This is a genomic window from Arthrobacter saudimassiliensis, from assembly GCF_059090665.1.
The window spans coordinates 1141494-1164571 of the sequence record NZ_JBNHFX010000001.1 but is presented as its reverse complement, the minus strand read 5'-3'; the positions used below and the strand labels follow the sequence as shown (position 1 = coordinate 1164571).

Annotated in this window: 19 protein-coding genes; 11 read left to right on the top strand and 8 right to left on the bottom strand. The window is 71.8% G+C overall.

What is annotated here, in order from left to right:
• Positions 1-22 precede the first annotated feature (22 nt).
• The gene (locus AC5RV6_RS05435) at positions 23-1582 is read right to left on the bottom strand and encodes a long-chain-fatty-acid--CoA ligase (protein ID WP_494006255.1); all 1560 of its coding nucleotides are present in this window, start codon (positions 1580-1582) and stop codon (positions 23-25) included.
• Between the two features lie 283 nt (positions 1583-1865).
• Between AC5RV6_RS05435 and AC5RV6_RS05430 the strand changes: the two genes are divergently transcribed.
• A complete protein-coding gene (locus AC5RV6_RS05430) occupies positions 1866-2555 on the top strand; it encodes an alpha-ketoglutarate-dependent dioxygenase AlkB family protein (protein WP_494006254.1) in 690 nt (229 codons plus the stop codon).
• Between the two features lie 121 nt (positions 2556-2676).
• A complete protein-coding gene (aztD, locus tag AC5RV6_RS05425; protein ID WP_494006253.1) occupies positions 2677-3954 on the top strand; it encodes a zinc metallochaperone AztD in 1278 nt (425 codons plus the stop codon).
• Positions 3955-3959: 5 nt separating this feature from the next.
• Here aztD and AC5RV6_RS05420 read toward each other — a convergent pair whose 3' ends face one another.
• The gene (locus tag AC5RV6_RS05420; RefSeq protein WP_494006252.1) at positions 3960-4343 is read right to left on the bottom strand and encodes a DUF1304 domain-containing protein; all 384 of its coding nucleotides are present in this window, start codon (positions 4341-4343) and stop codon (positions 3960-3962) included.
• Between the two features lie 271 nt (positions 4344-4614).
• On the opposite strand from AC5RV6_RS05420, the gene pstS reads away from it, so the two are divergent.
• Both pstS and AC5RV6_RS05410 read left to right on the top strand, forming a co-directional pair.
• Positions 4615-5730 carry a phosphate ABC transporter substrate-binding protein PstS gene (gene pstS, locus AC5RV6_RS05415; protein ID WP_494006251.1) on the top strand — a complete coding sequence of 372 codons (1116 nt, stop codon included), beginning with the start codon at positions 4615-4617 and terminating at the stop codon, positions 5728-5730.
• A 130-nt stretch (positions 5731-5860) separates the two neighbouring features.
• Complete coding sequence (locus tag AC5RV6_RS05410; protein ID WP_494006630.1) at positions 5861-6052, top strand: hypothetical protein; 192 nt, start codon at positions 5861-5863, stop codon at positions 6050-6052.
• A 108-nt stretch (positions 6053-6160) separates the two neighbouring features.
• Here AC5RV6_RS05410 and AC5RV6_RS05405 read toward each other — a convergent pair whose 3' ends face one another.
• From AC5RV6_RS05405 to AC5RV6_RS05395, 3 genes are all read right to left on the bottom strand, one after another.
• On the bottom strand, positions 6161-7090 hold the full coding sequence (locus AC5RV6_RS05405; RefSeq protein ID WP_494006250.1) for an NADP-dependent oxidoreductase: 930 nt from the start codon (positions 7088-7090) through the stop codon (positions 6161-6163).
• Between the two features lie 139 nt (positions 7091-7229).
• A complete protein-coding gene (locus tag AC5RV6_RS05400; protein WP_494006249.1) occupies positions 7230-7820 on the bottom strand; it encodes a hypothetical protein in 591 nt (196 codons plus the stop codon).
• Positions 7821-7831: 11 nt separating this feature from the next.
• Positions 7832-9736 carry a primary-amine oxidase gene (locus AC5RV6_RS05395; RefSeq protein WP_494006629.1) on the bottom strand — a complete coding sequence of 635 codons (1905 nt, stop codon included), beginning with the start codon at positions 9734-9736 and terminating at the stop codon, positions 7832-7834.
• A gap of 371 nt (positions 9737-10107) precedes the next feature.
• On the opposite strand from AC5RV6_RS05395, the gene AC5RV6_RS05390 reads away from it, so the two are divergent.
• From AC5RV6_RS05390 to AC5RV6_RS05375, 4 genes are all read left to right on the top strand, one after another.
• On the top strand, positions 10108-11790 hold the full coding sequence (locus AC5RV6_RS05390; protein WP_494006248.1) for an amidohydrolase: 1683 nt from the start codon (positions 10108-10110) through the stop codon (positions 11788-11790).
• 133 nt (positions 11791-11923) lie between these two features.
• On the top strand, positions 11924-12514 hold the full coding sequence (locus AC5RV6_RS05385) for a TetR/AcrR family transcriptional regulator (protein WP_494006247.1): 591 nt from the start codon (positions 11924-11926) through the stop codon (positions 12512-12514).
• A 112-nt stretch (positions 12515-12626) separates the two neighbouring features.
• Positions 12627-13598: an AraC-like ligand-binding domain-containing protein gene (locus tag AC5RV6_RS05380; protein ID WP_494006246.1), complete on the top strand. Its 972-nt coding sequence runs from the start codon at positions 12627-12629 to the stop codon at positions 13596-13598.
• A gap of 216 nt (positions 13599-13814) precedes the next feature.
• Positions 13815-15338, top strand: a complete 1524-nt coding sequence (locus tag AC5RV6_RS05375) for an APC family permease (protein ID WP_494006245.1) — start codon at positions 13815-13817, stop codon at positions 15336-15338.
• Here AC5RV6_RS05375 and AC5RV6_RS05370 read toward each other — a convergent pair.
• On the bottom strand, positions 15323-15874 hold the full coding sequence (locus AC5RV6_RS05370; protein WP_494006244.1) for a dihydrofolate reductase family protein: 552 nt from the start codon (positions 15872-15874) through the stop codon (positions 15323-15325). The genes AC5RV6_RS05375 and AC5RV6_RS05370 overlap by 16 nt on opposite strands.
• 201 nt (positions 15875-16075) lie before the next feature.
• On the opposite strand from AC5RV6_RS05370, the gene AC5RV6_RS05365 reads away from it, so the two are divergent.
• Positions 16076-17479, top strand: coding sequence for an aldehyde dehydrogenase family protein (locus AC5RV6_RS05365; RefSeq protein WP_494006628.1), 1404 nt, complete (start codon positions 16076-16078; stop codon positions 17477-17479).
• Positions 17480-17627: 148 nt separating this feature from the next.
• Positions 17628-19190 (top strand): GMC family oxidoreductase, encoded by a 1563-nt coding sequence (locus AC5RV6_RS05360; RefSeq protein WP_494006243.1) that lies wholly within the window; start codon positions 17628-17630, stop codon positions 19188-19190.
• A gap of 45 nt (positions 19191-19235) precedes the next feature.
• Here the strand turns inward: AC5RV6_RS05360 and AC5RV6_RS05355 are convergent, their stop codons facing one another.
• A complete protein-coding gene (locus tag AC5RV6_RS05355; protein WP_494006242.1) occupies positions 19236-20393 on the bottom strand; it encodes an alpha-hydroxy-acid oxidizing protein in 1158 nt (385 codons plus the stop codon).
• A gap of 235 nt (positions 20394-20628) precedes the next feature.
• On the opposite strand from AC5RV6_RS05355, the gene AC5RV6_RS05350 reads away from it, so the two are divergent.
• Complete coding sequence (locus tag AC5RV6_RS05350; RefSeq protein WP_494006241.1) at positions 20629-22134, top strand: mannitol dehydrogenase family protein; 1506 nt, start codon at positions 20629-20631, stop codon at positions 22132-22134.
• Here the strand turns inward: AC5RV6_RS05350 and AC5RV6_RS05345 are convergent.
• Complete coding sequence (locus tag AC5RV6_RS05345) at positions 22131-22994, bottom strand: sugar-binding transcriptional regulator (RefSeq protein WP_494006240.1); 864 nt, start codon at positions 22992-22994, stop codon at positions 22131-22133. The two genes, AC5RV6_RS05350 and AC5RV6_RS05345, sit on opposite strands and share 4 nt — an antisense overlap.
• Positions 22995-23078: the final 84 nt, after the last annotated feature.

Sequence of the window (23078 nt, the reverse complement as noted above, 5' to 3'; positions counted from 1 at the left end):
GCCTGGCCCGGCCCCGATCCGCCTAGCCCTGGCCCTGCCCGAGTGCGTCCTCGGCCGGCTTGCCGGCCGTCACGTTGATCTCGCGCTTGAGGATCTTGCCCGTGGGCCCCTTCGGCAGGGTGTCCGTGAGCTGCACGATCCGCGGATACTTGTAGGCCGCCAGGCGATCCTTTGCGAAGTCGCGGATGGCGTCGGCCAGCTCGGCCCGGCCCGGCCCGTCGTCCGGCAGCATCCCTTCCTTGATGCCGACGACGGCGGCCACCTCCTCGCCGGACAGCTCGTCCGGAACGCCCAGCACGGCGGCTTCGGCGACCGCGGGGTGCTCGTACAGGACCTCCTCGATTTCGCGCGGATACACGTTGTAGCCGCCGCGCAGGATCATGTCCTTCTTCCGGTCCACGATGTAGATGTTGCCCAGCTCGTCGAACCTGGCCAGGTCCCCGCTGCGGAACCAGCCGTCCGGTATGGCTGCGGCGGTCGCCTCCGGATTGTTCCAGTAGCCCTGCATCACGCCCTCGCCGCGGATGGCGAGCTCGCCGACTTCGCCCACCGGCAGGTCCGCGCCGGCGTCGTCCACGATCCGCACCTCCATGCCCGCCACCGGCTTGCCGATGGATCCGGCCCGCCGGTCGGGGCCGGGAAGGTTGAAGGACACCACCGGCGAGGTCTCGGACAGCCCGTAGCCCTCGAGCATCTCGGTGCCGAACACCTCCTCGAACTCGTGCAGCACCTCCAGCGGCAGCGACGCGCCGCCGGAGATCGCCCCGCGCACCGTGGAGGTATCGGTCTGTGCCATGGCCGGGTGGCGCAGCATCGCAATGTACATGGTGGGCACGCCCTGGAAGATGGTGACCCGGTCCCGCTCGAGGATCTGCAGCGCCTGGCCGGGATCGAAGCGCGGCAGGAGGCTGATCGAGGCGCCCGCCATCACCGCCGCGTTCAGGGCCGCGGTCTGTCCGAACACATGGAAGAACGGCAGGCCGCCGAAGATCACGTCCTCGGGCTGGGTATCCAGCAGCGAGCGGGACACCTCGGCGTTGCTGTACAGGTTGCGGTGGGACAGGGTTGCTCCCTTGGGCCGTCCCGTGGTGCCGGAGGTGTAGAGGATGACGGCGGTGTCGTTGTCGGCTTTCTCCGCCATCTCCGGCCGGGCCTCCACGGAGGCCAGCAGCTGCCCGAAGGTGGCCGGGTTGACCGCCACCACCTCGACGTCGCCCGCCTCCGCGGCGCCCGCTTCGGCCTGCGTGAGCATGTCCTCGAAGTCGAAGGCAAAGATCATCCGGGCTCCGGAATCCTGCAGATGGTACGCAATTTCCCGTGCCTTGAGCAGCGGGTTCAGCGGCACCACCACCGCTCCGCGGCGCAGGATGCCGTAGTAGATGGCGGCCATCGGGGGAATGTTCGGCAGGATGACGGCGACGCGGTCGCCGGGCTCGATGCCACGCTCGGCAAGCAGCCCGGCCACCCGGGCGCTCATGCCGTCCAGCATGCCGAAGGTGACCGCGGTGTCCTGGATCCGCAGCGCCGTGCTGTCCGGAAAGCGGGCTGCGGTGTCGGTGAGGATGGTGGCGAGGTTCGGCACGTGATCTCCCTTGATCTGGCGGATGTGCAGCAGAATCTAGCAACGATCCACCGGCCTGGGAATGCCATTTTCGGCGGGTCCGGAAACATACCGGGGGTATGTCCGGACGCGCCCGGAGCATACCTCCGGTATGTGCATCGGCCGGCTCCGCCGGCGGGCTCCGCATAGGCTGTAGCGGGAGGATCATGAGCACTGAACGACCGGCCGGCACCTGCGCCGCGGCTGCCCGTCCCGCAGCCGCCGGCCGCACCGGCGCGGCCTGGGCCAGGCGGGAGGTTCCGGCATGAGCGGAGAGCTGTTTCCGCGTGAGCGCAGCGCGCCCGCGCCCGGCGCGGTGCATGTCCCCGGGTGGCTGGGCCCGGAGCAGCAGCGGGACATCGTGGCGGCCTGCCGCCGCTGGGCGGTGGGGCCGGTGCCGATGCGCTCGGCCGTGATGCCGGGCGGACATCCGATGTCGGTGCAGACCGTCTGCCTGGGCTGGCACTGGCAGCCGTACAAGTACACGCGCACCGCGGACGACGTCGGCGGCGGCCGGGTGGCCGAGCTGCCGGACTGGCTGGCGGACCTGGGCCGGCGGGCGCTGGCCGCCGCCTACCGCACCCCGGGGGAGCCGGGCTGGGACCCGGCGTCGTTCGATCCGGCGTCGTATGAACCGGACACCGCACTGATCAACTGGTATCCGCACGGGGCGAAGATGGGCCTGCACCAGGACAAGGACGAAAAGTCGCCGGCCCCCGTGGTCTCCCTGAGCATCGGCGACAGCTGCATCTTCCGGTTCGGCAACACCGAGACCCGGACCCGGCCGTGGACGGACCTGGAGCTGGCCTCCGGAGACCTGTTCGTCTTCGGCGGGCCGTCCCGGTTTGCGTATCACGGGGTGCCCAAAACACTGCCGGGCACCGCCGATCCGGAGTGCGGCCTCACGCAGGGGCGCATCAACATCACGCTCAGGATGACCGGGCTTTCCGACTAGCAGTCCCGGCCGGCGAGCCACGGGGCGCGCCGTGACGCTGACACGGGTCCCCGCAGGACGGCCCCCTGGATGACCTCGCTGCAGTAACGATAATGATTCTCATTTAAGTTACGCTGGCGGCATGACACCACAATCCGGTTCCCGCCGCGCGTCCGCGGCCGCCCGCCAGCCCGCTCTCCTGTACCTTGCCGCCCTGCTGCTGGCCGGCTGCGCCGCACCGGCGGCGTCGCCCCCGGCGTCCGCACCGCCTGCGCACGGGTCATCCTCCGGCGCCGAGGCGCCGTCGCCCGCACCCACCCGGGAAGCGGGCGCCGCGTCGCCGCGGCTGGTGCTCACGCACGACGGCGGCCTGACCGTGCTCGATGCCGTCGCCCTGGAGCCGGTGGCGGAGCTGGACCTGCCCGGTTTCCTGCGCCTGTCCGACGCCGGGGACGGCCGCCACCTGGCGGTGTCCGCTGACGGCGGCTTCCACCTGCTGGACGCCGGCGCCTGGACCCGGCAGCACGGCGACCACGGGCATCACTACATCACCGAGCCGCGGCTGACCGGCCAGCGGATCGACGCCGGCGAACCCGGCCACGTGGTCGCCCGGGACGGCAGGACGGCGTTCTTCGACGACGCGGACGGCAGCGTCACGCTGCTGGACACAAAGCGGCTCGCCGCGGGCCGGGAGGCAACGGAACTGCAGCTGCCCGAGCCCCACCACGGCGTCGCCGTGCCGCTGGCGGACGCCGGCCTGATCGTCAGCCGCGGCGACGATCAGGCGCGCACCGGCGTGGCAGTGCTGGCCGGGGACGGCAGCGAGGTCCTGGCCAGCCGGGACTGCCCCGGACTACACGGCGTGGCCGAGGCCGCGGACGCCCTCGCCTTCGGCTGTGAGGACGGTATGCTGATCCACCGCGACGGCGCCTTCGCGAAGGTGCAGAGCCCGGACGGCTACGGACGCCTGGGCAACCAGGCGGGCTCTTCCGCCTCCGCCGTCATCCTCGCCGATTACAAAACCGATCCGGAGGCGGATCTGGAGCGGCCCCGGCGTGTGGCCCTGGTGGATACGGCCGCGGCCTCGATGCGCCTGGTGGACCTGGGCACCAGTTATTCCTTCCGTTCGCTCGGACGCGGTCCGGCCGGGGAGGCACTGGTGTTGGGCACCGACGGTGCGCTGCACGTGATTGATCCGGACAGCGCGGAGCTCACGTCACGGATTCCGGTGATCGAGGCGTGGGAGGAACCGCAGGACTGGCAGCAGCCCCGCCCCACGCTGTTCGTGCTCGGCGGCACGGCCTACGTCACCGACCCGGCCCGGAGCGCCCTGCACGCGGTGGACCTGGCCGCGGGCGCCGTCGTGCGCTCCGCGGACCTTGAGCACGTGCCCAACGAGCTCGACGGCGTCGAAGGGTAGGAACGTCACGCACCCAGCAGGGTGAACACCAGCGCCACCGCCGCCGGCCCGCCCTGGATCAGGGCCGGGCGGGCCATCCGGCGGTCGTTCACCAGCAGCACCAGAGCCGCGAGCAGCATGCATGCGGTGGTGAAGCTCATCAGGGTCAGCCCGGCCACCCCGTTGCCCACCGTGAGCAGCAGGACGCCCAGCAGCGCGCCGACGGCCAGAAAGAGATTGTAGAACCCCTGGTTGTAGGCCAGGGCCTGGGTGTCGGACGCCGCCTGCGGGCTGCCCACCCGGAAGATCGCCATGGTCTCGGGTTCGGTCCAGCGCAGCGACTCGAGGATGAAGATGTACACGTGGATGGCCGCGGCGGCCAGCGCGGCAATAACGGCGATGATGAGCACGGGTTCTCCATCGGCCGGGGATGCGGACCGCATCCTGAGGTGCGGGCGCCGTCGCCGGCGGCCGCCGTCGGTCCGACCATCGTGGCATCGCGGTGCAGCCGGGCCAAGGGCGGGCACGGAAACCGGCGGCCGGGGCCCGGCGGCCGGTTGGCGGTGCGGGCACGCGGACCGATAGCCTTGATGAGGCGGCCGGCCACAGCCGACGCCGCCGGCCCGCCCACAAGCCTGCTGCCGCACCCCCGTCTGGATGTCTTTGGAAGGACCGCCCCCAGTGCCCCTGCCCCGCCTCGCCCGTCCGCTCGCCCTGGCCGCCGCGGCGGCCCTGGCCCTGACCGCCTGCGGTTCCGATTACCCGCTGGGGGATGAGCAGCGCGAAGCCGCCGAGCGCAGCACCTCCAACCTCACCGGCACCCTCTCCGGGTCCGGGTCCAGCGCGCAGGGGCCGGCGATGGACGCATGGATCGCCGGCTTCGGCCTGCTCCACCCGCGGGTCCAGCTGCAGTATTCGCCGGACGGCTCCGGCGCCGGCCGCAACGCCCTGCTCAACGGCGCGGTGCAGTTCGCCGGCTCCGACGCCTACCTGCAGGAGCAGGAAATGGGCCAGGCCCGGGACATCTGCGGCCCCGACGGCGCGTACGACATCCCCACCTACATCTCCCCGATCGCCGTGGCCTTCAACCTTCCCGGCATCGAGTCGCTGAACCTGGACGCCGCCACCATCGCCGCCGTCTTCCGCGGCGACATCGACACCTGGACGCACCCGGAGATCGCCCGGCAGAACCCCGACGTCGAGCTGCCGGACCTGCGGATCACCCCGGTCAGCCGGGCGGACGACTCGGGCACCACGGAGAACTTCACCGAGTACCTGCACGAGGTGGCCCCCGAAGCCTGGCCGGATGCGCCGTCGGGCACCTGGCCCGGCGGCCTGGCCGGCGAAAACGCCCAGGGCAGCGCCGGCGTCGTCAGCACCGTGACGCGCACCGAGGGCGCCGTGACCTACGCTGACGATTCGGTGGTGGACGAGTCCATGGGCACCGTGAACCTGCTGGTCGGCGACCAGTACGTGCCGATCAGCGGCGACGCGGCCGCAGCCGCCGTCGCCGAGGCCACCCGGGTGCCCGGCCGCGCCGAGCACGACATCGCCCTGCATCTGGACCGCACCACCACCGCGCCCGGCGCGTATCCGCTGGTGCTCGTCTCCTACGAGATCTTCTGCAGTTCCTACGATGATCCGAAGACGGCCGAACTGGTAAAGGAATTCGGCCTGTACCTGGTCAGCGAGGAGGGTCAGACCGCCTCCGAGGAGGCCGCCAAGAGCGCGCCGCTGCCCGAGGAGCTGGCCGAGCAGGCCCGCGCGGCCATCGATTCCATCACCGTCCGCGACTGACCCGCCGCCGGCGCGGCGCCCGGGACCAGCCGGGGGCCGGAACCGGAAGCTGGCGGAGTCCCCTTGCGCGGCTGCGGGGCCGGTGCCACCTTTGTTCTACTGCGAATGAAAGGGGGCTGTCATGGAACCCATCCGCATTGAACGCTGGTGGCCCTACCTGGACATCACGGCCAAGGAATGGCTGCGGGAGAACCTGCGCGATGAAGGGATTCCACCCAAGGTGCAGACCCGCATTGCCGAGGCCGGCGGCCCGGTGATGGATCCGATCCTGAACAACCAGGACTGGGACTTCATCGAGACGCAGTCCGAGTTCGTCGACTGACGCTTCGGGGCGGCCGGCCGCTTCGCGTGCCCTGCCGGGGCACCCGGCCGGGCACGACGGCGGCGCCCGCCGCGGGAGACGGACGCCGCAAGGGCCGGGGCCTGCCGGCTAGAAGAGCAGCACCAGGCGCCCGCGCGTGCCGCCGGCCTCCAGCCGCCGATGAGCCTCCGCAGCTTCCTCCGCCGGGTAGGTCCCGGCGACCCGCAGGGTCAGCGTTCCGTCCTCCGCCAGGGCCCGCAGCCGGTCCAGCTTCTCCTGCGAGCGGTATTCCTCGCCCACCCAGATCGGGTGCACGGTGATGCCCCGGCCGGGATCGCCCTTCCAGCCGCGGACGGTGGCGAAACCGCCGCCGTCGCGCACCGCTTCGGCGGCCGCCTCGTTCTGCACGGCGGCGTCCGCCACGGCGTCCGCGCCGTCGGGGAACAGCTCCCGGACCCGCTTGCCGAAGTCGTCCCCGCGCTGGACGATGTGGTCCGGGCCCAGCGCGGCAACCAGGTCGCGGTCCTTGTCCGCGGGGTCGGCGACGACGGTCAGTCCGGCGAGCTTGGCCAGCTGGACGAGGTAGTTGCCCAGGGTGCCCGCGGCGCCGTTGACGGCCAGGACCTGGCCGGGGGAGAGGTCGAGCTTTTCGAGGATCTGCACGGCGGTCAGCCCGTTCATGGGCAGGGTCGCCGCGGTGGGCAGGTCCGTTCCGGCGGGTATCGGCGCCAGCGACTCATCGGGAGCGATGAGGTACTGGACGTAGGCGCCGCGGTGCTCGCCGCGGGGCACGGCAATCGCCATGACCTCTTCTCCCACGCTCCAGCGGCTGCCCTCACCCGCCTCGTCGATGACGCCGGCCGCGTCCATGCCGGGTATGTGGGGCGCCTGCTTGCCGCCGGTGCCCTGCAGCCCTTCCCGCAGCATGGTGTCGGTGGGATTCACCGCGGCTGCGTGAACCCGGATACGGACCTCCCCGGGCCCGGGGAGCGGATCCGGAACTTCCAGCACCTGCAGGGCTTCGGGTCCGCCGAATTCGGTTACTCCGACAATCTTCATGCGGTTCCACCTTTCAGTTCGGTCGGGTGTTCTCGCTGTTCACAGGTGCAACGGGTTTTCCGCTGCGCGCATTCCCCGGCAGCAGTCATGGAACGGCCCTGCGCCCGGTCATCCTGCGGCTGGTGTGCCGGGTTTCGGGCTAATCACGGCCCGTTCGGCGGCGGCGGTGCAGCCAGATGGCGGCCAGCAGGGCGGCGCCCAGCTCCCACACCGTCAGCAACAGCATTACTTCAAGGCCCGACGGCGCGGCCGCCTCAGGGCCCGACGCCGCGAGGGACCCCGGGCCGGTGCCCGACGCCGCCGGGAGAGCCCCCGGGGCGACGGCCGAGGAGCCGTGATGGGCGTGGGTTGCGGACCCGCCGGCGGTGAGCAGCAGCAGGGCATGGAAACCGGCCATGGCCAGGGCCGCCGCCATGGCCATTCGGGCCCCCGGTGCGGAAGGAGAGCGCCACAGCCCCCAGCCGCACGGCAGGCAGGCGGCGGCCATGCCCAGCATCAGGGCTGCCTGCCACCACGGATGCGGATGTGCCAGCACCATCCACAGATGTGCCAGGGCACCGGCCAGCACGGCCGCCCCGCAGGCCCGGGCATGGATCAGCTGCCCGATGGGCGCCGCCGGGCCGGCGATGGTCCGGGCAGCCCCGGACCCGGCAGCCGGCGTCGGGACTGCCCCTGCCGCCGGCCCGGGCCCGCCCGCCACCGCTCCCGCTCCCGCAGGAGGAAACCGCACGGCCGCGCCGTCTACCGGTGGCAGTGCGCGCCCGGGGCGGGCGGGGGCACGTCAAGCACCGGCGACCGGTCGAAGAACCCTTCCGGGCGCAGCTTGAATCCGGCGGTGTCCACCGGCATGATCGGCCAGTCCTCCACCCGCGGAAAGTGCGTCAGGCCGAAGGTGTGCCAGACCACCAGGTCCTCGCCGTCGAGGTTCCGGTCCGCCTGCACCCACTCGGGCAGGCCCGCGCCGCCCGCGTGCTGGTTGACGAAGTCGCCGGTAGGGTACCGCTGCGCCTCGTCCCGCCGGGTCACCCACAGCGCCTTGGACGCGAAGGTCGCCCGCCGGTAGATCGAGGAATCCTCGTCCGCCAGCAGCGTGGGCTGGCCCTCCGGATGCAGCTTGTAGCCCACCGGCTCGCCCAGCCGGTTCCGGGCCTCCGGGTTGGAGACCACCCAGGTGCGGCCGACGCCGGGCGCGGCGTCGCGGGCGGCCTCGGACTCGCGGGCCAGCACGGTCCTCCTGCGGGTGAAGGCATTGCCGCGGGGGTTCTCCGCGCTGACCGGCACGCGCACGGCGTCCTCCTCCTCGACCCGGCCGGGGCCGCCGTCGAGCGCGAAGTCCAGCCGCGCGCTGAACAGGTGCTGATGGAACGGGGCGCCCAGGCCGGGCGCCATTTCGGAGGCGTAGGGGTAGTCCTTGCCCGGGTAGGCGCTGGTGAACACGACGCCGGTGGCCTTGGCCTCGAACTCGATGGTGCCGTCCAGGTACAGGTACCAGTAGAAGCCGTAGTCGTAGTTGCCCACGGTGGTGAAGAAGCTGATCACCAGGCGGCGGTTGCGGCGGGTGTAGTTCACGCCGGACCACAGGTCGGAGTGCTTGGCGAGGATGGAGGCGTCCTCCTCATGCATGCAGATCCCGTTTTTGATGGTGCGCGGATTGCCCCGCGCGTCGGAGACGGTGGGGGAGACGTAGTGGATCTCGCCCAGGCAGTCGCAGCCGAGTTCGAGCGAGTTCGCGAACTGGCCCACCAGGTATTCGCCGGTGTCGAAGTAGTTCTGCCAGGACCGGGTGGGGGCCGGGTCGCCGTAGGGCACCACCATTTCGGCGATGGAGGCGCGGTTGAGGATCCGGCGCACCCTGCCGCCGTCCTCGAACCCGATGTTGTGCAGCACCAGGCCCTCGCGGACGTCGAAGCCCACGTCCAGGTGCCACTTTTCCCACTCGACGTGGTTGCCGCCGGTCACCGTGAAGCTTGGGCCTTCGGGCTGCGTGATGCTGATCGGTTTCTGCGTGGTGCGCAGCGGGCCGGTGAGCGCCGGGTCGGTGTAGTTGCCGTGCTCCTCGGGCACCGGCATGGCGCCGAAGTCCAGCACCTGGTCCACGGTGCGGGCGGTGACGTCGACGTAGGCCACGAGCCCGTCGATCGGGTGCGCCCACGCCGAGTCCTCGGCGTGGGTCTGCAGGAACGCCAGGCCGCGCAGGATCCGGCGGCCCTTCTCCTCCGGGTATTCGAAGACGCCGGCGGACAGCGGGGCCACGCGCACCTGCGCGACGTCGAGTCCGCGCTTCTCCAGCGCCGCCAGCCAGTCCGGATCGGTGGCGAGGATCTGCTCCACCACCTCGAACTCCTCCTCGAGCACGGGCAGCTCGCCGGTGACGGCGGTGTCCAACTCGGTATCGGAGAGCACCTCACGGCGGGCCGCGGAGACGACGACGTCGTGCGGCCGGCCGCCGGCGGTGTCCAGCAGGAAGACCCGGAAGCGGCGGTCCGGTGCTCCGGTTCCGGCTCCGGCGTCGGCAGCGGTGCCGCGGGGCGGATCGACCAGGCCCAGATACGCGATCCGGGCGGTCTCCGGGAACAGGCCGGCTGCCTCCAGCACCTCGCGGACGGCGGTGATTTCCTCGGGTGCGGCCAGTGCGTAGGCGCCCATGGGGCCGGGATCGACGGCGACGGCGGCCGGGGCCGCGGAACCGGAGGCGACGCCCGGGGCGGACGGGGAGTGGCACGAGCTCATGGGGGATCTCCGTTTCTGGATGCCGGCCTGCGGCGGCGGGGACGGGCGGCATTGCGAAACCCGGCCGCCGCAGCGGGCGGCGGACGGGTTTTTCTATGGCTGTAGACAATAACCGCGTGTGGCGTGGGTTACAAGAGGTGTTTTTCCGGGCCCGGCGCCCCTGCGGGGGCGTCCGGAAAGGACTGCGCGCAATGACAAGGGGCGGTCGCCGGGCGACAAGGCCGATCCGGCCCGCACGGCCGAAGCTGGCAGGAGACCCCTGCCGCCTGCCGAAAGAGGACCGCCCCGTGACCACCCACGCTCCCATCGACTTCATCGTCGTCAATGGACCCGTCTACACCAGCGACCCCGCGAACGAGTGGGCCGAAGCCTTCGCCGTCGGCGCCGGCCGGATCCTCGCCGTCGGCAGCGAGAGCGAGATCCGCGCGCTCGCCGGCGACGGCGCCCAGGTCCTGGACCTGGGCGGCCGGCTGGCGATGCCGGGCCTGGTGGACGTGCATGCGCATCTGGGCCTCGGCGGCCGGCAGGCGGCGTTCGAGCTGCCGCTGCTGCCCACCGACGGCACCGGGCAGATCCTCGCCAAGGTGCGGGCGTGGACCGAACGGCTGGAACCGGGGGAGTGGATCATCGGCGGCATCGTCGGCTCCACGGTGATGGACGACATCACGGTGGAGGACCTGCACGCCCTCGATGAGGCCGCCGCCGGGCATCCGGTGCTGCTGCGGGACGACTCCATGCACAACCGCTGGGTCAACTCCCGCGCGCTGGAACTGATGGGCGTGGATGCGGCCACCCCGGATCCGGAGGGCGGCACCTACGTGCGGGACGACGCCGGGCAGCTCACCGGTGTCCTGCAGGAGCTGGCCAGCCCGGTCGCCGAGGCGGCGGCCGCGGCCTCGATCGAGGAGACTCCGGAGCGGCACGCCGCCGCGTTCCGCACCGCCGTCGGCGTCCTCAACGGCTACGGCGTCACCGCCGTCCAGGAGGCGGCCACCATGGATTACGCCCTGGAAACCCTGGCCGGCATGGATGAACGCGGCGAGCTCACCGCGCACGTGGTCGCCTCGATGCCCTCCCGGCCCTTCATCGAACCCGGCACCACCGGCGCGGAACTGTACGACGTCGGCGCACGGCACCGCACCGCGCATCTGCATCCGGACTTCTCCAAGTACGTTTTGGACGGGGTGCCGATGACCCGCACCTCCGCCATGCTGACCCCCTACCGCTGCAGCCACGCCGGCCACGATCCGCAGCACACCGGCGAGCCGCTCTGGCAGCTGGGGGAACTGGCCGCGTCCCTGGAGGACCTGGTGGACCGCGGCCTGCACGCCAAGCTGCACGCCACCGGCGACGCCGCGGTGCGGCTGATCCTCGACGCCGTGGAGCGGGTGCGGGCCAGCCGGGGCGACGGGCCGCTGTTCCAGATCGCGCACGCGGAGTACGTCAGCGAGGCGGACCTGCCCCGGTTCGCGGCCCTGGGAGTGGTGCCGGACGCCTCCCCGTACATCTGGTTCCCGTCGGTGATCCAGGAGAGCATTGCGAAGCAGATTCCGGCCGAAACCTTCGAGAAGTCCTGGCCGCTGAAGGACCTGTTCGAGGACGGCGCGCTGGTCAGCGGCGGCTCCGACTGGCCCTGCTCGGCGCCGACGCCGGATCCCTGGACCGGGCTGGAAACCATGATCACCCGCCGCAACCCCGACCCCGCCGTCGAGGGTGAACTCAACGCCGCCCAGGCGCTCGACGTCCGGCAGGCCGTGGCCGCCTTCACCCGCAATCCGGCCGCCGCGATGGGGCTGCAGGAGACCGCCGGCATGCTGCGCGCAGGCCTGTCGGCGGACTTCATCGTGCTGGACCGGAACATCTTCAGCATCGATCCCGGGCAGATCCATGAGACCCGGGTGCAGCAGACCTGGTTCGAGGGTCGGCTGGTGCACGACGCCGCAGCGCAGCAGGTGCCTGAACCCGCCTGACCGGGCCATCCGGCCCGGGCGCGTGCCGGTCCGGGCCGGATGCGGAACACCGGGACGGCCCCGGCGCCGGGCCGACGGGGTGGCTACGATGTCCGGGGACCTCCGGCCGTCCGGGCCGGGCCGGAAAGGGAGCATGCCCAAGATCGTCGACCACGAACGCCGGCGCGCGGAAATCGCCGAGACCACCTGGCGGATCATCGCCCGGCGCGGGCTCGACGGTGCCACCCTGCGCGAGGTGGCGGCCGACGCCGGCTACGCCAACGGGGCGATCAAGCCGTACTTTCCGAGCAAGGCGAGCCTGATGGAGGCCACCTTCCGGCACGTGTTCGGCCGTACCAACGCCCGCATCGCGGAGGCGACCGCCGGGCTGGACGGTTTTGCGGCGCTGCGGGCCTTCAGCCTGGAGGTGCTGCCGCTGGACGCGGACCGGCTGGATGAGGCCCGGGTCGTGGTCGCGTTCTGGCAGCAGGCGCTGCACCATCCGGCCCAGGCCGAGGTCAACGACTCGGCCATGCGCCAGTGGCGCGGGCGCATCCGCGGCTGGCTGCAGGAGGCCCGGAGCAGCGGACTGGCCGCCGGGCGGCCGCCGCTGGAACCGGCGGCGGAGACCGTGCTGACCTTCCTGCTCGGAGCGCAGATCGCCGCCGTGCTCCATCCGGAATTCAACTCGCCGGAGCAGCTGATTCTGCAGCTCGACGGTCAGCTGGAGCTGCTGCGGGGGTAAGCGGCTGCGGCACCTGAAGTTCACCGACGGGAGAAAAACTTCGACAAGGACGAAACAAAGGCGTAGATTGCCCCTCATGTGAGCCACGCCACCGGCGGCGGAAGGAGGGGGCATGAGCATCACGGCATCCCACCCGGCATCGCCTCCCGCCGCGCCCGTGCAGCGGGCCGCAACCTTCGCCGAATGGCAGCGCCTGGTCTCCGATTCCTTTGTTCCGCTGGCCGCCTCCCCGGCCGACGGCGGGCGGCCCGACGGCCCCTTCGGCGGGCAGCTGCTCGGCCGCCGGCTGCGGGAGCTGGCCATCGTGAGGGTGGATGCCCAGGCCCATACCGTCGAACGCACCGCCGCCTTGGCAGCCGCCGCCGAGCAGGGCTACTACAAGCTCAGCCTGCAGATGAGCGGCCGCGGGGTCCTGGTCCAGGGCGGCCGGGAAACCGTGCTTGGCGCCGGCGACCTGGCCATCTACGACACCCAGCAGCCCTACACGCTGCACTTTCCGGGGGAGATGACCAGCCTGGTCCTGATGTTCCCCAAGCAGCTGCTGAACCTGGCCGCCGAAGACCTGGCCGAGCTGACCGCCGTCCGGCTCGGCGCCGGGCATCGGCTGGGCGATGCCGTCGTGCCGTTCCTGACCCAGATCGCCGGCCTGCTGCCGGACCTGGACGGGCCCATCGGGCACCGGCTGGCCATGAACACCGTGGATCTGCTGGCCACCATGCTGGCCGCCGAAGCCTACGCCGCTCCCGAAACCGCCGGGCACGAGCGGATGCTGCGCCGGATCAAGCACTTCATCGACGGACAGCTGGCCAATCCCGAGCTCTCACCCGGCTACATCGCCGCGGCGCATTACATCTCCACCCGCAGCCTGCACAAGCTCTTCGAGGACAGCGGCACCACGGTTGCCGCCTGGATCCGGGAACGGCGGCTCGACGGCGCGCGCCGCGACCTGGCCGATCCGCTGCAGGCCGGGGTGCCGGTGGCGGCCATCGGCGCCCGCTGGGGGCTGCCGGACCCGGCGCACTTCAGCCGCGCGTTCCGCACCGCCTACGGCTGCCCGCCCTCGGCCTACCGGCTGCGGCGGTAGGAGCCGCGGGGCCGGCTCGCGCTGACGGTTTGCGCCGGGGCTGCCGGCGCGCAGTGGCAGCAGCCGGTCAAAGCGGCAGCGGCCCGGACCCTTCCCCACTTCCGGGCCTGCGCCCGGCGACAACAACACCACGCGCAAAGCCAAGCGGCGCCGGTGTGACCCGGGACACAGTGAGGGTGAACATCCCCCGCTGTTCCCGTTCACCAGGAGGCTCCCATGGGCACCACCCTTCCGCCCCGCGGCACCGCTGCCGACGCCGGGCCCGGCCTGGGGCAGCGCCGCCTCGGCGTTCCGGCCCTCGTGTTCATGATCATCGCCGCCTCGGCGCCGCTGACCGTCGTCGCCGGCGGCGTCACCAGCAACTATGCGGTCACCGGCCTGCTCGGCATTCCGCTGTCCTTCCTGGTGCTGGGTGCGGTGCTGCTGCTCTTCTCCGTGGGCTATGCCGCCATGAGCCGGCACGTGCACAACGCCGGCGCCTTCTACGCCTACATCGCCCGCGGCCTCGGGCGGCCGGCCGGCGTGGGCGCCGCCTGGACCGCCCTGACGGCCTACAACGCCATGCAGGTCGGCATCTACGGGATGTTCGGGTTCGCGCTCAGCTCCTTTCTCGGCGGCGTCGCCGGCACCGAGGTGCCCTGGTGGGCGTGCGCGCTGGCAGCCTGGATCATCGTCGGGCTGCTCGGAGTGAGTACGGTGGATCTCTCCGCCAAGGTGCTCGGCCTGCTCGTGGCCCTCGAGTTCCTCGTGGTCATCGTGTACGACGTCGCCGCGCTCGGCGCCGCTCCGGAGGGCCTGAGCACGCAGTCGCTGATGCCGGGCAGCCTCTTCGCGGCCGGTGTCGGAGCAGCCCTGGCGTTCAGCATCGCCGCGTTCATGGGCTTCGAGTCCGGCGCCATCTACAACGAGGAGGTCAAGGACCCGCGCACCACCGCCCGCCGCGCCACCTTCATCGCCGTCGGCGTCATCGCGGTCTTCTACGCCTTCTCGGCCTGGGCCATGGCGGTGGGCGAAGGCGACGGCGCGGTGATCGGCAGCTCGGCGGAGTTCGGCCCCGACCTGGTCTTCCTGTTCCTGGCCGAGCGCGCACCGCAGTGGTTCGTGGACCTGTGCTCGCTGCTGTTCGTCACCAGCCTGCTCGCGGCGCTGGCCGCGTTCCACAACGTCGTGGCCCGCTATGTGTTCTCGCTCGGCCGCGAGGGCGTGCTGCCCCGCGCCCTGGCGGCCACCAGCCGCCGCACCCAGGCGCCGGTGGCCGGCTCGCTGGCGCAGTCCGCCGTCGCGCTGGTGCTGCTGATCGTCTTCGCCGTTGCCGGCAGCGGCCATGAGTACGGGCCGCTGTTCCCGGTGCTGACCTTATTCACCTGGCTGACCAACATGGGCGCCTTCGGGCTGGTGCTGCTGATGGCGCTGACCTCCTTCGCGGTGATCGGCTACCTGCGCCGGCACCGCACGGAGTACGGCGCGTGGACCAGGGTGGTCGCCCCGGGCCTGGCCGGCGTGGCCCTGGCCGTGCTGTTCGTCCTGATCGTGGTCAATTTCGAGGTGCTGATCGGCCTGGCGGAAGCCGGCGCGCTGTCCTGGCTGCTGCCGGCCATCGTCGTGGTGCCCGGCGTGCTGGGCGCCGCCTGGGCGCTGGCCCTGCGCCGGTCCAGGCCCGGGGTCTACGCGGGCATCGGTCAGGGCGGGGAACCGGATGCGCCGGTCCGGGACCTGGCCGAGCCTCAGGCCACGGCGTAGCTGACCCGCACGGCCCCGTTCGCGAAGCGCCGCTCATCCAGCAGCCGCAGCCGCAGGCGGAGACCATCCGGCAGGGCCTTCGTGCCGCCGCCGACGACCACCGGATGGATCAGCAGCGAGATGACGTCCACTACGCCCAGGCGCAGGGCTTCGGCCGCCAGCGTCGGCCCGCCGATCGTGGCGTTGCCGGCCGCCTTGGCCCGTTCCGCGGCCTCCCGGGTGAAGGCCGGCTCGATCCGGGTGCGCCGGGTCAGCGGTTCTTCGAGGGTGGTGGAAAAGACCACCTTCTCCGCAGGCGCCCAGGCCTCGGCGAACCGGGCCGACGCCGGGGAGAGCTCGGCCAGCGACGGATCCGTCTCCCAGACGGCCATCGTTTCGTACATCGCCCGCCCGTAGAGGAACGTCTGCGCCGCCGCGACGTCGGCGGTGTACGCCTCCGTCGTCTCCTCCAGGTCGTGGCTGAAGTCGAAGTTTCCGTCCGCGTCGGCGCTGTAGCCGTCCACCGAGCAGTTGATCAGATACGTCAGCTCTCCCATGCGGCCAGCCAATCCTGCGGCGCTCGCATGGGCAAGGGTGCGCGGCCGGGTTGGGGCCCGCAGCCGGAACGTGCACGCAGCGGCAAGCACCGCTCGCGCAAAGCCAACCACCCTTGCTGAGACGTGCGCCACAGTTGACTAAGGACATCCCCGGCCGATTCCCAGCACAAGGAGAACCCCATGCAGCTCGCCGATTCCACCCTGACCTCCTACGCGGACCTCCTGGCCGCCGTCGCCGACGAGGGCGGCCGGGACATCCTGGATCCGGCCACCGGCGAGAAGATCGCCGCCGCGCCGGTGCACACCGCCGCTGACCTGGACGCCGCCGTCGCCGCTGCCCGCGCTGCCCAGCCGGGCTGGGCCGCCCTGGGCCATGCCGGGCGCTCGGCCGCCATGCACCGCGCGGCCGACGCCGTGGAGGCTTCGGCCGAGGCCCTGGCCGAACTGCTTTCCCGCGAGCAGGGCAAGCCGCTGAACGGTCCCAACGCCCGGTTCGAGGTCGGCGGATGTGTCGCCTGGCTGCGCGCCGCCGCGTCCTTCGAGCTCGAGCCGGAGGTGCTGGTGGATGACGACGGCGGGCGCGCCGAGCTGTTCTACCGTCCGCTCGGCGTCGTGGGCGCGATCGGGCCGTGGAACTGGCCGATGATGATCAGCGTCTGGCAGCTCGCCCCGTCCCTGCGGATGGGCAACACCGTGGTCATGAAGCCCTCCGAATACACGCCGCTGTCCGTGCTCGCGCTGGCCGCGGTGCTGAACCAGGCGCTGCCCGCGGACGTGCTGCAGGTCGTCTCCGGCGGCCGCGACGTCGGGGAGGCGCTCTCCGCGCACCCGGACATCGCGAAGATCATGTTCACCGGCTCCACCGCCACCGGCAAGGCGATCATCCGTTCCTCCGCGGACACGGTGAAGCGCCTGACCCTGGAGCTGGGCGGCAACGACGCCGGCATCGTGCTGCCCGACGCCGATCCGGCCGCCATTGCCGAGGACCTGTTCTGGGGCGCGTTCATCAACACCGGCCAGACCTGCGCGGCCCTGAAGCGTCTCTACGTGCACGAAGACCTGTACGACGATGTCGTCGACGCCCTCACCGCGGTGGCCGCGGCGATGCCGATGGGTCGCGGCCTGGACGAGGCCAACGTGCTCGGCCCGCTGCAGAACAAGGCCCAGTACGACATCGTCGCGGACCTCGTGGAGCAGGCCCGCGCCGCCGGGGCGCGCGTCGTCGTCGGCGGCGACCCGGATCCGGAGCAGCCCGGCTACTTCTACCCGGCCACCCTGGTCGCCGACATCGATAACGACAACCCGCTGGTGGCCCGCGAGCAGTTCGGTCCCGCGCTGCCGATCATCCGCTACTCCGACGTGGATGAGGCGGTGGCCATGGCCAACGGCCTCGAGGTCGGTCTCGGCGCCTCGGTCTGGTCCTCGGACCGGGATGCCGCCCGCGAGGTCGCGGCCCGGCTGCAGGCCGGCACCGTGTGGATCAACAAGCACGGCGCGATCGACCCGCGGATTCCGTTCGGCGGCGCCAAGCAGTCCGGCTACGGCCTGGAATTCGGCGTCGAGGGCCTCAAGCACCTCGGCGCCCCGCAGGTCATCAGCTACTAGGACACGGTTTCCGGGCGCCGGCTCCGCGCCAGCGTCCCGGGATCCTCCGCGTGCCGGGCGGCGCCGCCCGGCACGCCGCGGTGCCGGGCCGCCAAACCCCCACCGGCCCGGCACCGCACCTCCGCACCACCCTGGAAAGGCCCCCCACATGGAATCCGACTACATCGTCATCGGCGCCGGCTCGGCCGGCTGCGTCATCGCCCGCCGCCTGCTCGACGCCGGCCACCGCGTCACCGTCCTTGAAGCCGGCGGCGAGGACACGAACCCGATCATCGCCAACGTGCACGAAGCCGGAGGGCTCTGGCACGGGCCCGAGGACTGGGACTACTACACCGAGGAACAGCCCGGCTGCTCCAACCGGCGGATCCACCTGCCCCGCGGCAAGGTCCTCGGCGGCTCGCACGCCCTGAACGCGACCATCTGGGTCCGTGGGGCGAAGCAGGACTACGACACCTGGAACTACCTCGGCTGCCCCGGCTGGAGCTGGGAGGACGTGCTCCCCGTCTTCCGCGCCATCGAAAACTACGACGGCGGTGCCTCCGAGTCCCGCGGCACCGACGGCCCGCTCGACGTCGTCGGGAACTTCCCGATGAACCCGGTGCAGGAGTCCATCCTGGCCGGCGCCCAGGAGATGGGCATCAAGCTGAACGAGGACTACAACTCCGGAGACGTCGAGGGCGTCTCCAAGATGCAGCTGAACGTGCGTGACGGTAAACGGTTCAACACCTGGCACGCCTACCTGCGCCCGGTCGCCGATTCCCCTGACCTCACCCTGCTGACTGGTGCGACCGTGCGCCGCCTGCTGATCGAAGCCGGCGCCGTGACCGGCGTCGAGTTCGAGCACGAGGGGCAGGTCAAGACGCTGCGCGCCGCGGAGACCATCCTGGCCGCCGGGGCGATCGGTTCCCCGGAGGCACTGCTGCGCTCCGGCGTCGGGCCCGCGGAGGAGCTGCGCGCCGTCGGCGTCGACCCGGTGCTGGACCTGCCCGGCGTGGGCAAGAACCTGCACGACCACCTGCTCGCCCCGGTCATCTACACCACCACCGCCAAACCGGTGCCCGACTGCGAGGTGGGTGCCGCGGAGACGCATCTGTTCTGGAAGTCGAACCCCGACCTGGCGGTGCCGGACACCCAGCCGATCCACTTCTCGCTGCCGATGTACTTCCTGGACTCGATGTCCGGCCCGGAGAACGGGTTCTCGCTGGTCGCCGGCATCGTGCGCCCGCTCAGCCGCGGCGAAATCACGCTCTCCGGCCCCGCGCCGGAGGATCCGATCCGGATCGACCTGGGCGCACTCACCGAGCAGGCCGACGTCGACTCGCTGGTCGCCTCGGTGCGGCAGTGCCGTGAGCTGGGGCGGACCCGGGCGCTGGCGGAATGGGGCCCCGAGGAGGTCTATCCCGGGCCGGACGTCTCCGACAGCGACGAGGACCTGGAACGGTACGTCCGCGACACCGCGGTGACCTATCACCACCAGGTCGGCACCTGCAAAATGGGCCTGGACGCGATGGCCGTGGTGGATCCGCGCACGCTGCGGGTCCGCGGGCTCGACGGCGTCCGCGTCGCCGACGCATCGATCATGCCGCTGGTGCCCACCGGCAACACGAACGCGCCGTCGATCATGATTGCCGAGCGCGCCGCGGCGCTGCTGACCGGCGTCGGCCCGGGCACGGCTGCCGAAGCGGCGGTGGAGGCCGCGGCCGGCGCCTGATGACACCGGGGGCGGCCCGCCTGATCGGCCGGGCACGCCCCCGGCTCACAGCCGGTGCAGCGCTCCGCGCAGGGAGGCGAGGTCTGGATAGCCGTTGACCGCCATGGTCAGGTCCGCCTCGGCGAGCAGGGAACGCATCACGTGCGTGATTCCCGCCTGCCCGCCCACGGCCAGCCCGTACACGTAGGGGCGGCCGATGCCCACCGCCGTCGCGCCCAGGGCCAGGGCACGCAGGGCGTCGACGCCGGAGCGGATGCCCGAGTCGAAGAGCACCGGAGCGCCGTCGGCCGCCTCGATGACAGCGGGCAGGCAGTCGATGGCGGGAATTCCGCCGTTGGCCTGCCGCCCGCCGTGGTTGGAGCAGTAGATGCCGTCCATGCCGCCGTCGAGCGCCCGGCGGGTGTCCTCCGGGGAGCAAATGCCCTTGAGGATAATGGGCAGGTCGGTCAGCGACCGGAACCAGGCGAGGTCCGCCCATGTCATGGCCGGGTTGCCGAACAGGGAGGCCCAGAGCATGACGGCGGCGGCGGGATCGTCCGTGCCCTGCTCGGCCAGCAGCTTCCGGAAACGGTCGTCGCTCAGGTAGTTGGCCAGGCACTGCCCGCTCAGCATGGGCAGGTAGGCGGCGCCCAGGTCCCGGGGCCGCCAGCCGTTCACCCACGTGTCCAGGGTGATGACGATCCCGGCGTAACCGGCGGCTTCGGCCCGGTGCACCAGGCTTTCGGTCAGGTCGCGGTCCGCCGGCGGGTACAGCTGAAAGAACGCCGGAGTATCACCGGTCGCGGCCCGCACCTGCTCCAGGGGCGCCTGCGACAGCGTCGAGGCGACCATCGGGGCACCCAGCTCAGCGGAGGACGCCGCGGCGGCCAGGTCGCCGTCGTCGGCCACCGCGCCCAGCACGCCCACCGGGGCGAGGAAAAGGGGAGAGGGCAGGCGGTGGCCGAACAGCTCCACCGACAGATCCCGCTGCGCGGCGCCCACCATCATGCGCGGCATGATGCCCAGCCTGTCGAAGGCCGCGACGTTGGCCCGCTGCGTGTGTTCATTCCCGGCCCCGCCGGCCACGTAGCCGTGGATCCGGGGCTCCATGACCGTCTCCGCCAGGGCCTCCGTAGCGGCATATCCGATGGGCAGCTCGGGTGCCATGCCTCTGGCTCCGGCCATGTAGATCCCGAGCTGATAGTCCCCAAAGTTGCTGCTCACGGGCGCCCCTGCCTGTCTGGAGCCGGCATCGGGCCGGACCGCTGAAGTGGTGTGCCGGCAGGCTACATCTCCCGCGGCCGGTCCGCCCGCATATGCGTGCGCCGTTCGGCCGTTTCCATTGCCCGCCGGGACGGCCATTCTCTGCTCATCTGATGCCGCAGATTCGCTCAGATGATAGGTTGGCCGGACCAGACGCTCCGCAGGAGTCCGGAGCGCGCGCAGGAAGGGGCGGCAGATGGCCAGGCTCACCGGGGCGGCGCTTGCCGCCCTTCCCGAAACCGTCGGCGTGCCGACCTACCCGCGGGCGGGGCTGTCCGCGGGCATCATGCACTTCGGCGTCGGCGGCTTCCACCGGGCGCACCAGGCCATGTACCTGGACCGGCTGATGAATGCCGGCCTGGCCCGGGACTGGGCCATCTGCGGCGTGGGCGTGCTTCCCGGCGACGCCGCCATGAAGGCCGTCATGGATGCCCAGGACTGCCTCTACACGCTGGTGGTGAAGCATCCGGACGGAACCCGCGAGGCCCGCGTGATCGGCTCCATCATCGATTACCTGTACGCCCCGGAGGACCCGGAGGCCGTCATTGAGCGGCTGGCCTCGCCGGAGATCCGGATCGTCTCGCTGACCGTCACCGAGGGCGGATACAACTTCCACCACGTCACCGGGGAGTTCGACGGCGGCAACCCCGCCGTCGCCGCCGATCTCGCCGACGGTGCCGTGCCCGGCACGGTGTTCGGCCTGGTCACGGAGGGCCTGCGGCGGCGCCGCGAGCGGGGCATTGCGCCCTTCACGGTGATGTCCTGCGACAACATCCAGGGCAACGGCGACGTCGCCCGGCGTATGTTCACCGCCTACGCCCGCCTCAAGGATCCGGAGCTGGGAGCCTGGATCCAGGAGCACGTCGCCTTTCCGAATTCCATGGTGGACCGCATCACCCCGGTCACCTCCGACGCGGACCGCGCGGCGGTGGCCGGGGACTACGGCATCGAGGATGCCTGGCCGGTGGTCAGCGAGGACTTCGAGCAGTGGGTCCTGGAGGACACCTTCCCCGCCGGCCGGCCGCCGCTGGAGGAAGCCGGCGTGCAGCTGGTGGACGACGTCGAACCCTATGAGCTGATGAAGCTGCGGCTGCTCAACGCCAGCCACCAGGGCCTGTGCTACTTCGGCTACCTGGCCGGCTACCGGTATGCCCATGAGGTCTGCCAGGATCCGCTGTTCGCCGGCTTCCTGCTGGACTATATGGAACGGGAGGCCACACCCACGCTGCAGCCGGTGCCGGGCGTGGACCTGGCCGCCTACCGGCAGCGGCTGATCGAGCGCTTCTCCAACGAACATGTCAGGGACACGCTCGCCCGGCTCTGCGCCGAGAGCTCCGACCGGATCCCCAAGTGGCTGCTCCCCGTGATCCGGGAGAACCTCGCGTCAGGCGGAGAGATCAGCCGCTCGGCCGGCATCGTGGCCAGCTGGGCCCGCTACGCCGAAGGCGCCGATGAATCCGGTGACCCGATCGAGGTGGTGGACCGGCTGCGGGAGCAGGTGATGGCCGCAGCCGCCCGGCACCCGGAGGATCCGGCCGCGTTCATCCGGCAGCGTGAACTCTTCGGCGACCTGGCCGAGGATGAGCGGTTCACCCAGGCCTACCTCGCCGCGCTGGCGTCCCTGCACGCCGGCGGGGCCCGGACGACGGTGGAAGCCCTCGCCGCCGGACAGCTCCTCCCCGGCGGGCAGACGCAAAGCTAGGCCTCGGCCGCCAGCGCCGCCAGCGCTGCCGCCAGCCCCGAGTCGACGATCAGGGTCGTGATGAAGCCGGCCCGCAGGGTGGCCAGCACCGCTTCGGCGCGCTCGGCGCCCTGTGCCACGGCGATGACCCGGGGCGTGGCCTGCAGCTGTGCGACGGTCACCGCCAGGACCCGGTCATCGAGCTCCGACGGCACGGGCCGCCCTTCTGCGTCCAGCAGCCGGCCCGAGCATTCCGCGACGGCGCCGGCGCGGGCAGCGGCCAGGCGAAGCGGGTTGTCCACCCGGGGCCAGACCGTCGACAGCCCCGGCGCCCAGGCCCCGATCGCCACCACGGCCAGGTCCAGCGCGTCCGCCAGGCCCAGGGCGTCAGCGACCTCGGGCTGTCCGCGCAGGCTGGCCGCCGTCTCGGCGCTGCCCACCACCAGGGGTGCCCACAGCGGCCACGTGCGGACCCCGGGCAGCCTGCCCAGGGTCTGCACCAGCTCCATCGAATTGCCGGTGCCCGGCACCGGCAGCGCCCCGGCCAGCTGGACGACGGCGCACGGCGGCAGCGCGGTCAGATACGTGGCCGCCCGGTCCAGGGTGCGCGACCAGGAGATGCCGACCGTGGCGTCCGGGGCGACCGCCTCGGCCAGCGCGGCGGCCGCCGCACGGGCCAGCTGGTCCCGGGTTCCGGCGTCGTCCGCGGCGGCGGGAACGATGAGCAGGCGGGAAACGCCCAGCGCCGCCTCCAGTTCGTCCTGCGGCGGCACGGCGTCGGGAAAGGCCACCTCGATCCTGACGATGCCCAGCGCCCGGGCCTCCTCCAGCAGGCGGGCCACCTGGAACCGGGACAGGCCGTGGTCCCGGGCGATCTCCACCTTGGAGCGGTTCCGAAGGTAATAGTCACGCCCGATCCGGGCAAGGAGCTCCTCATGGGAGCCGTGCGGCGCAGTAATGGCGGT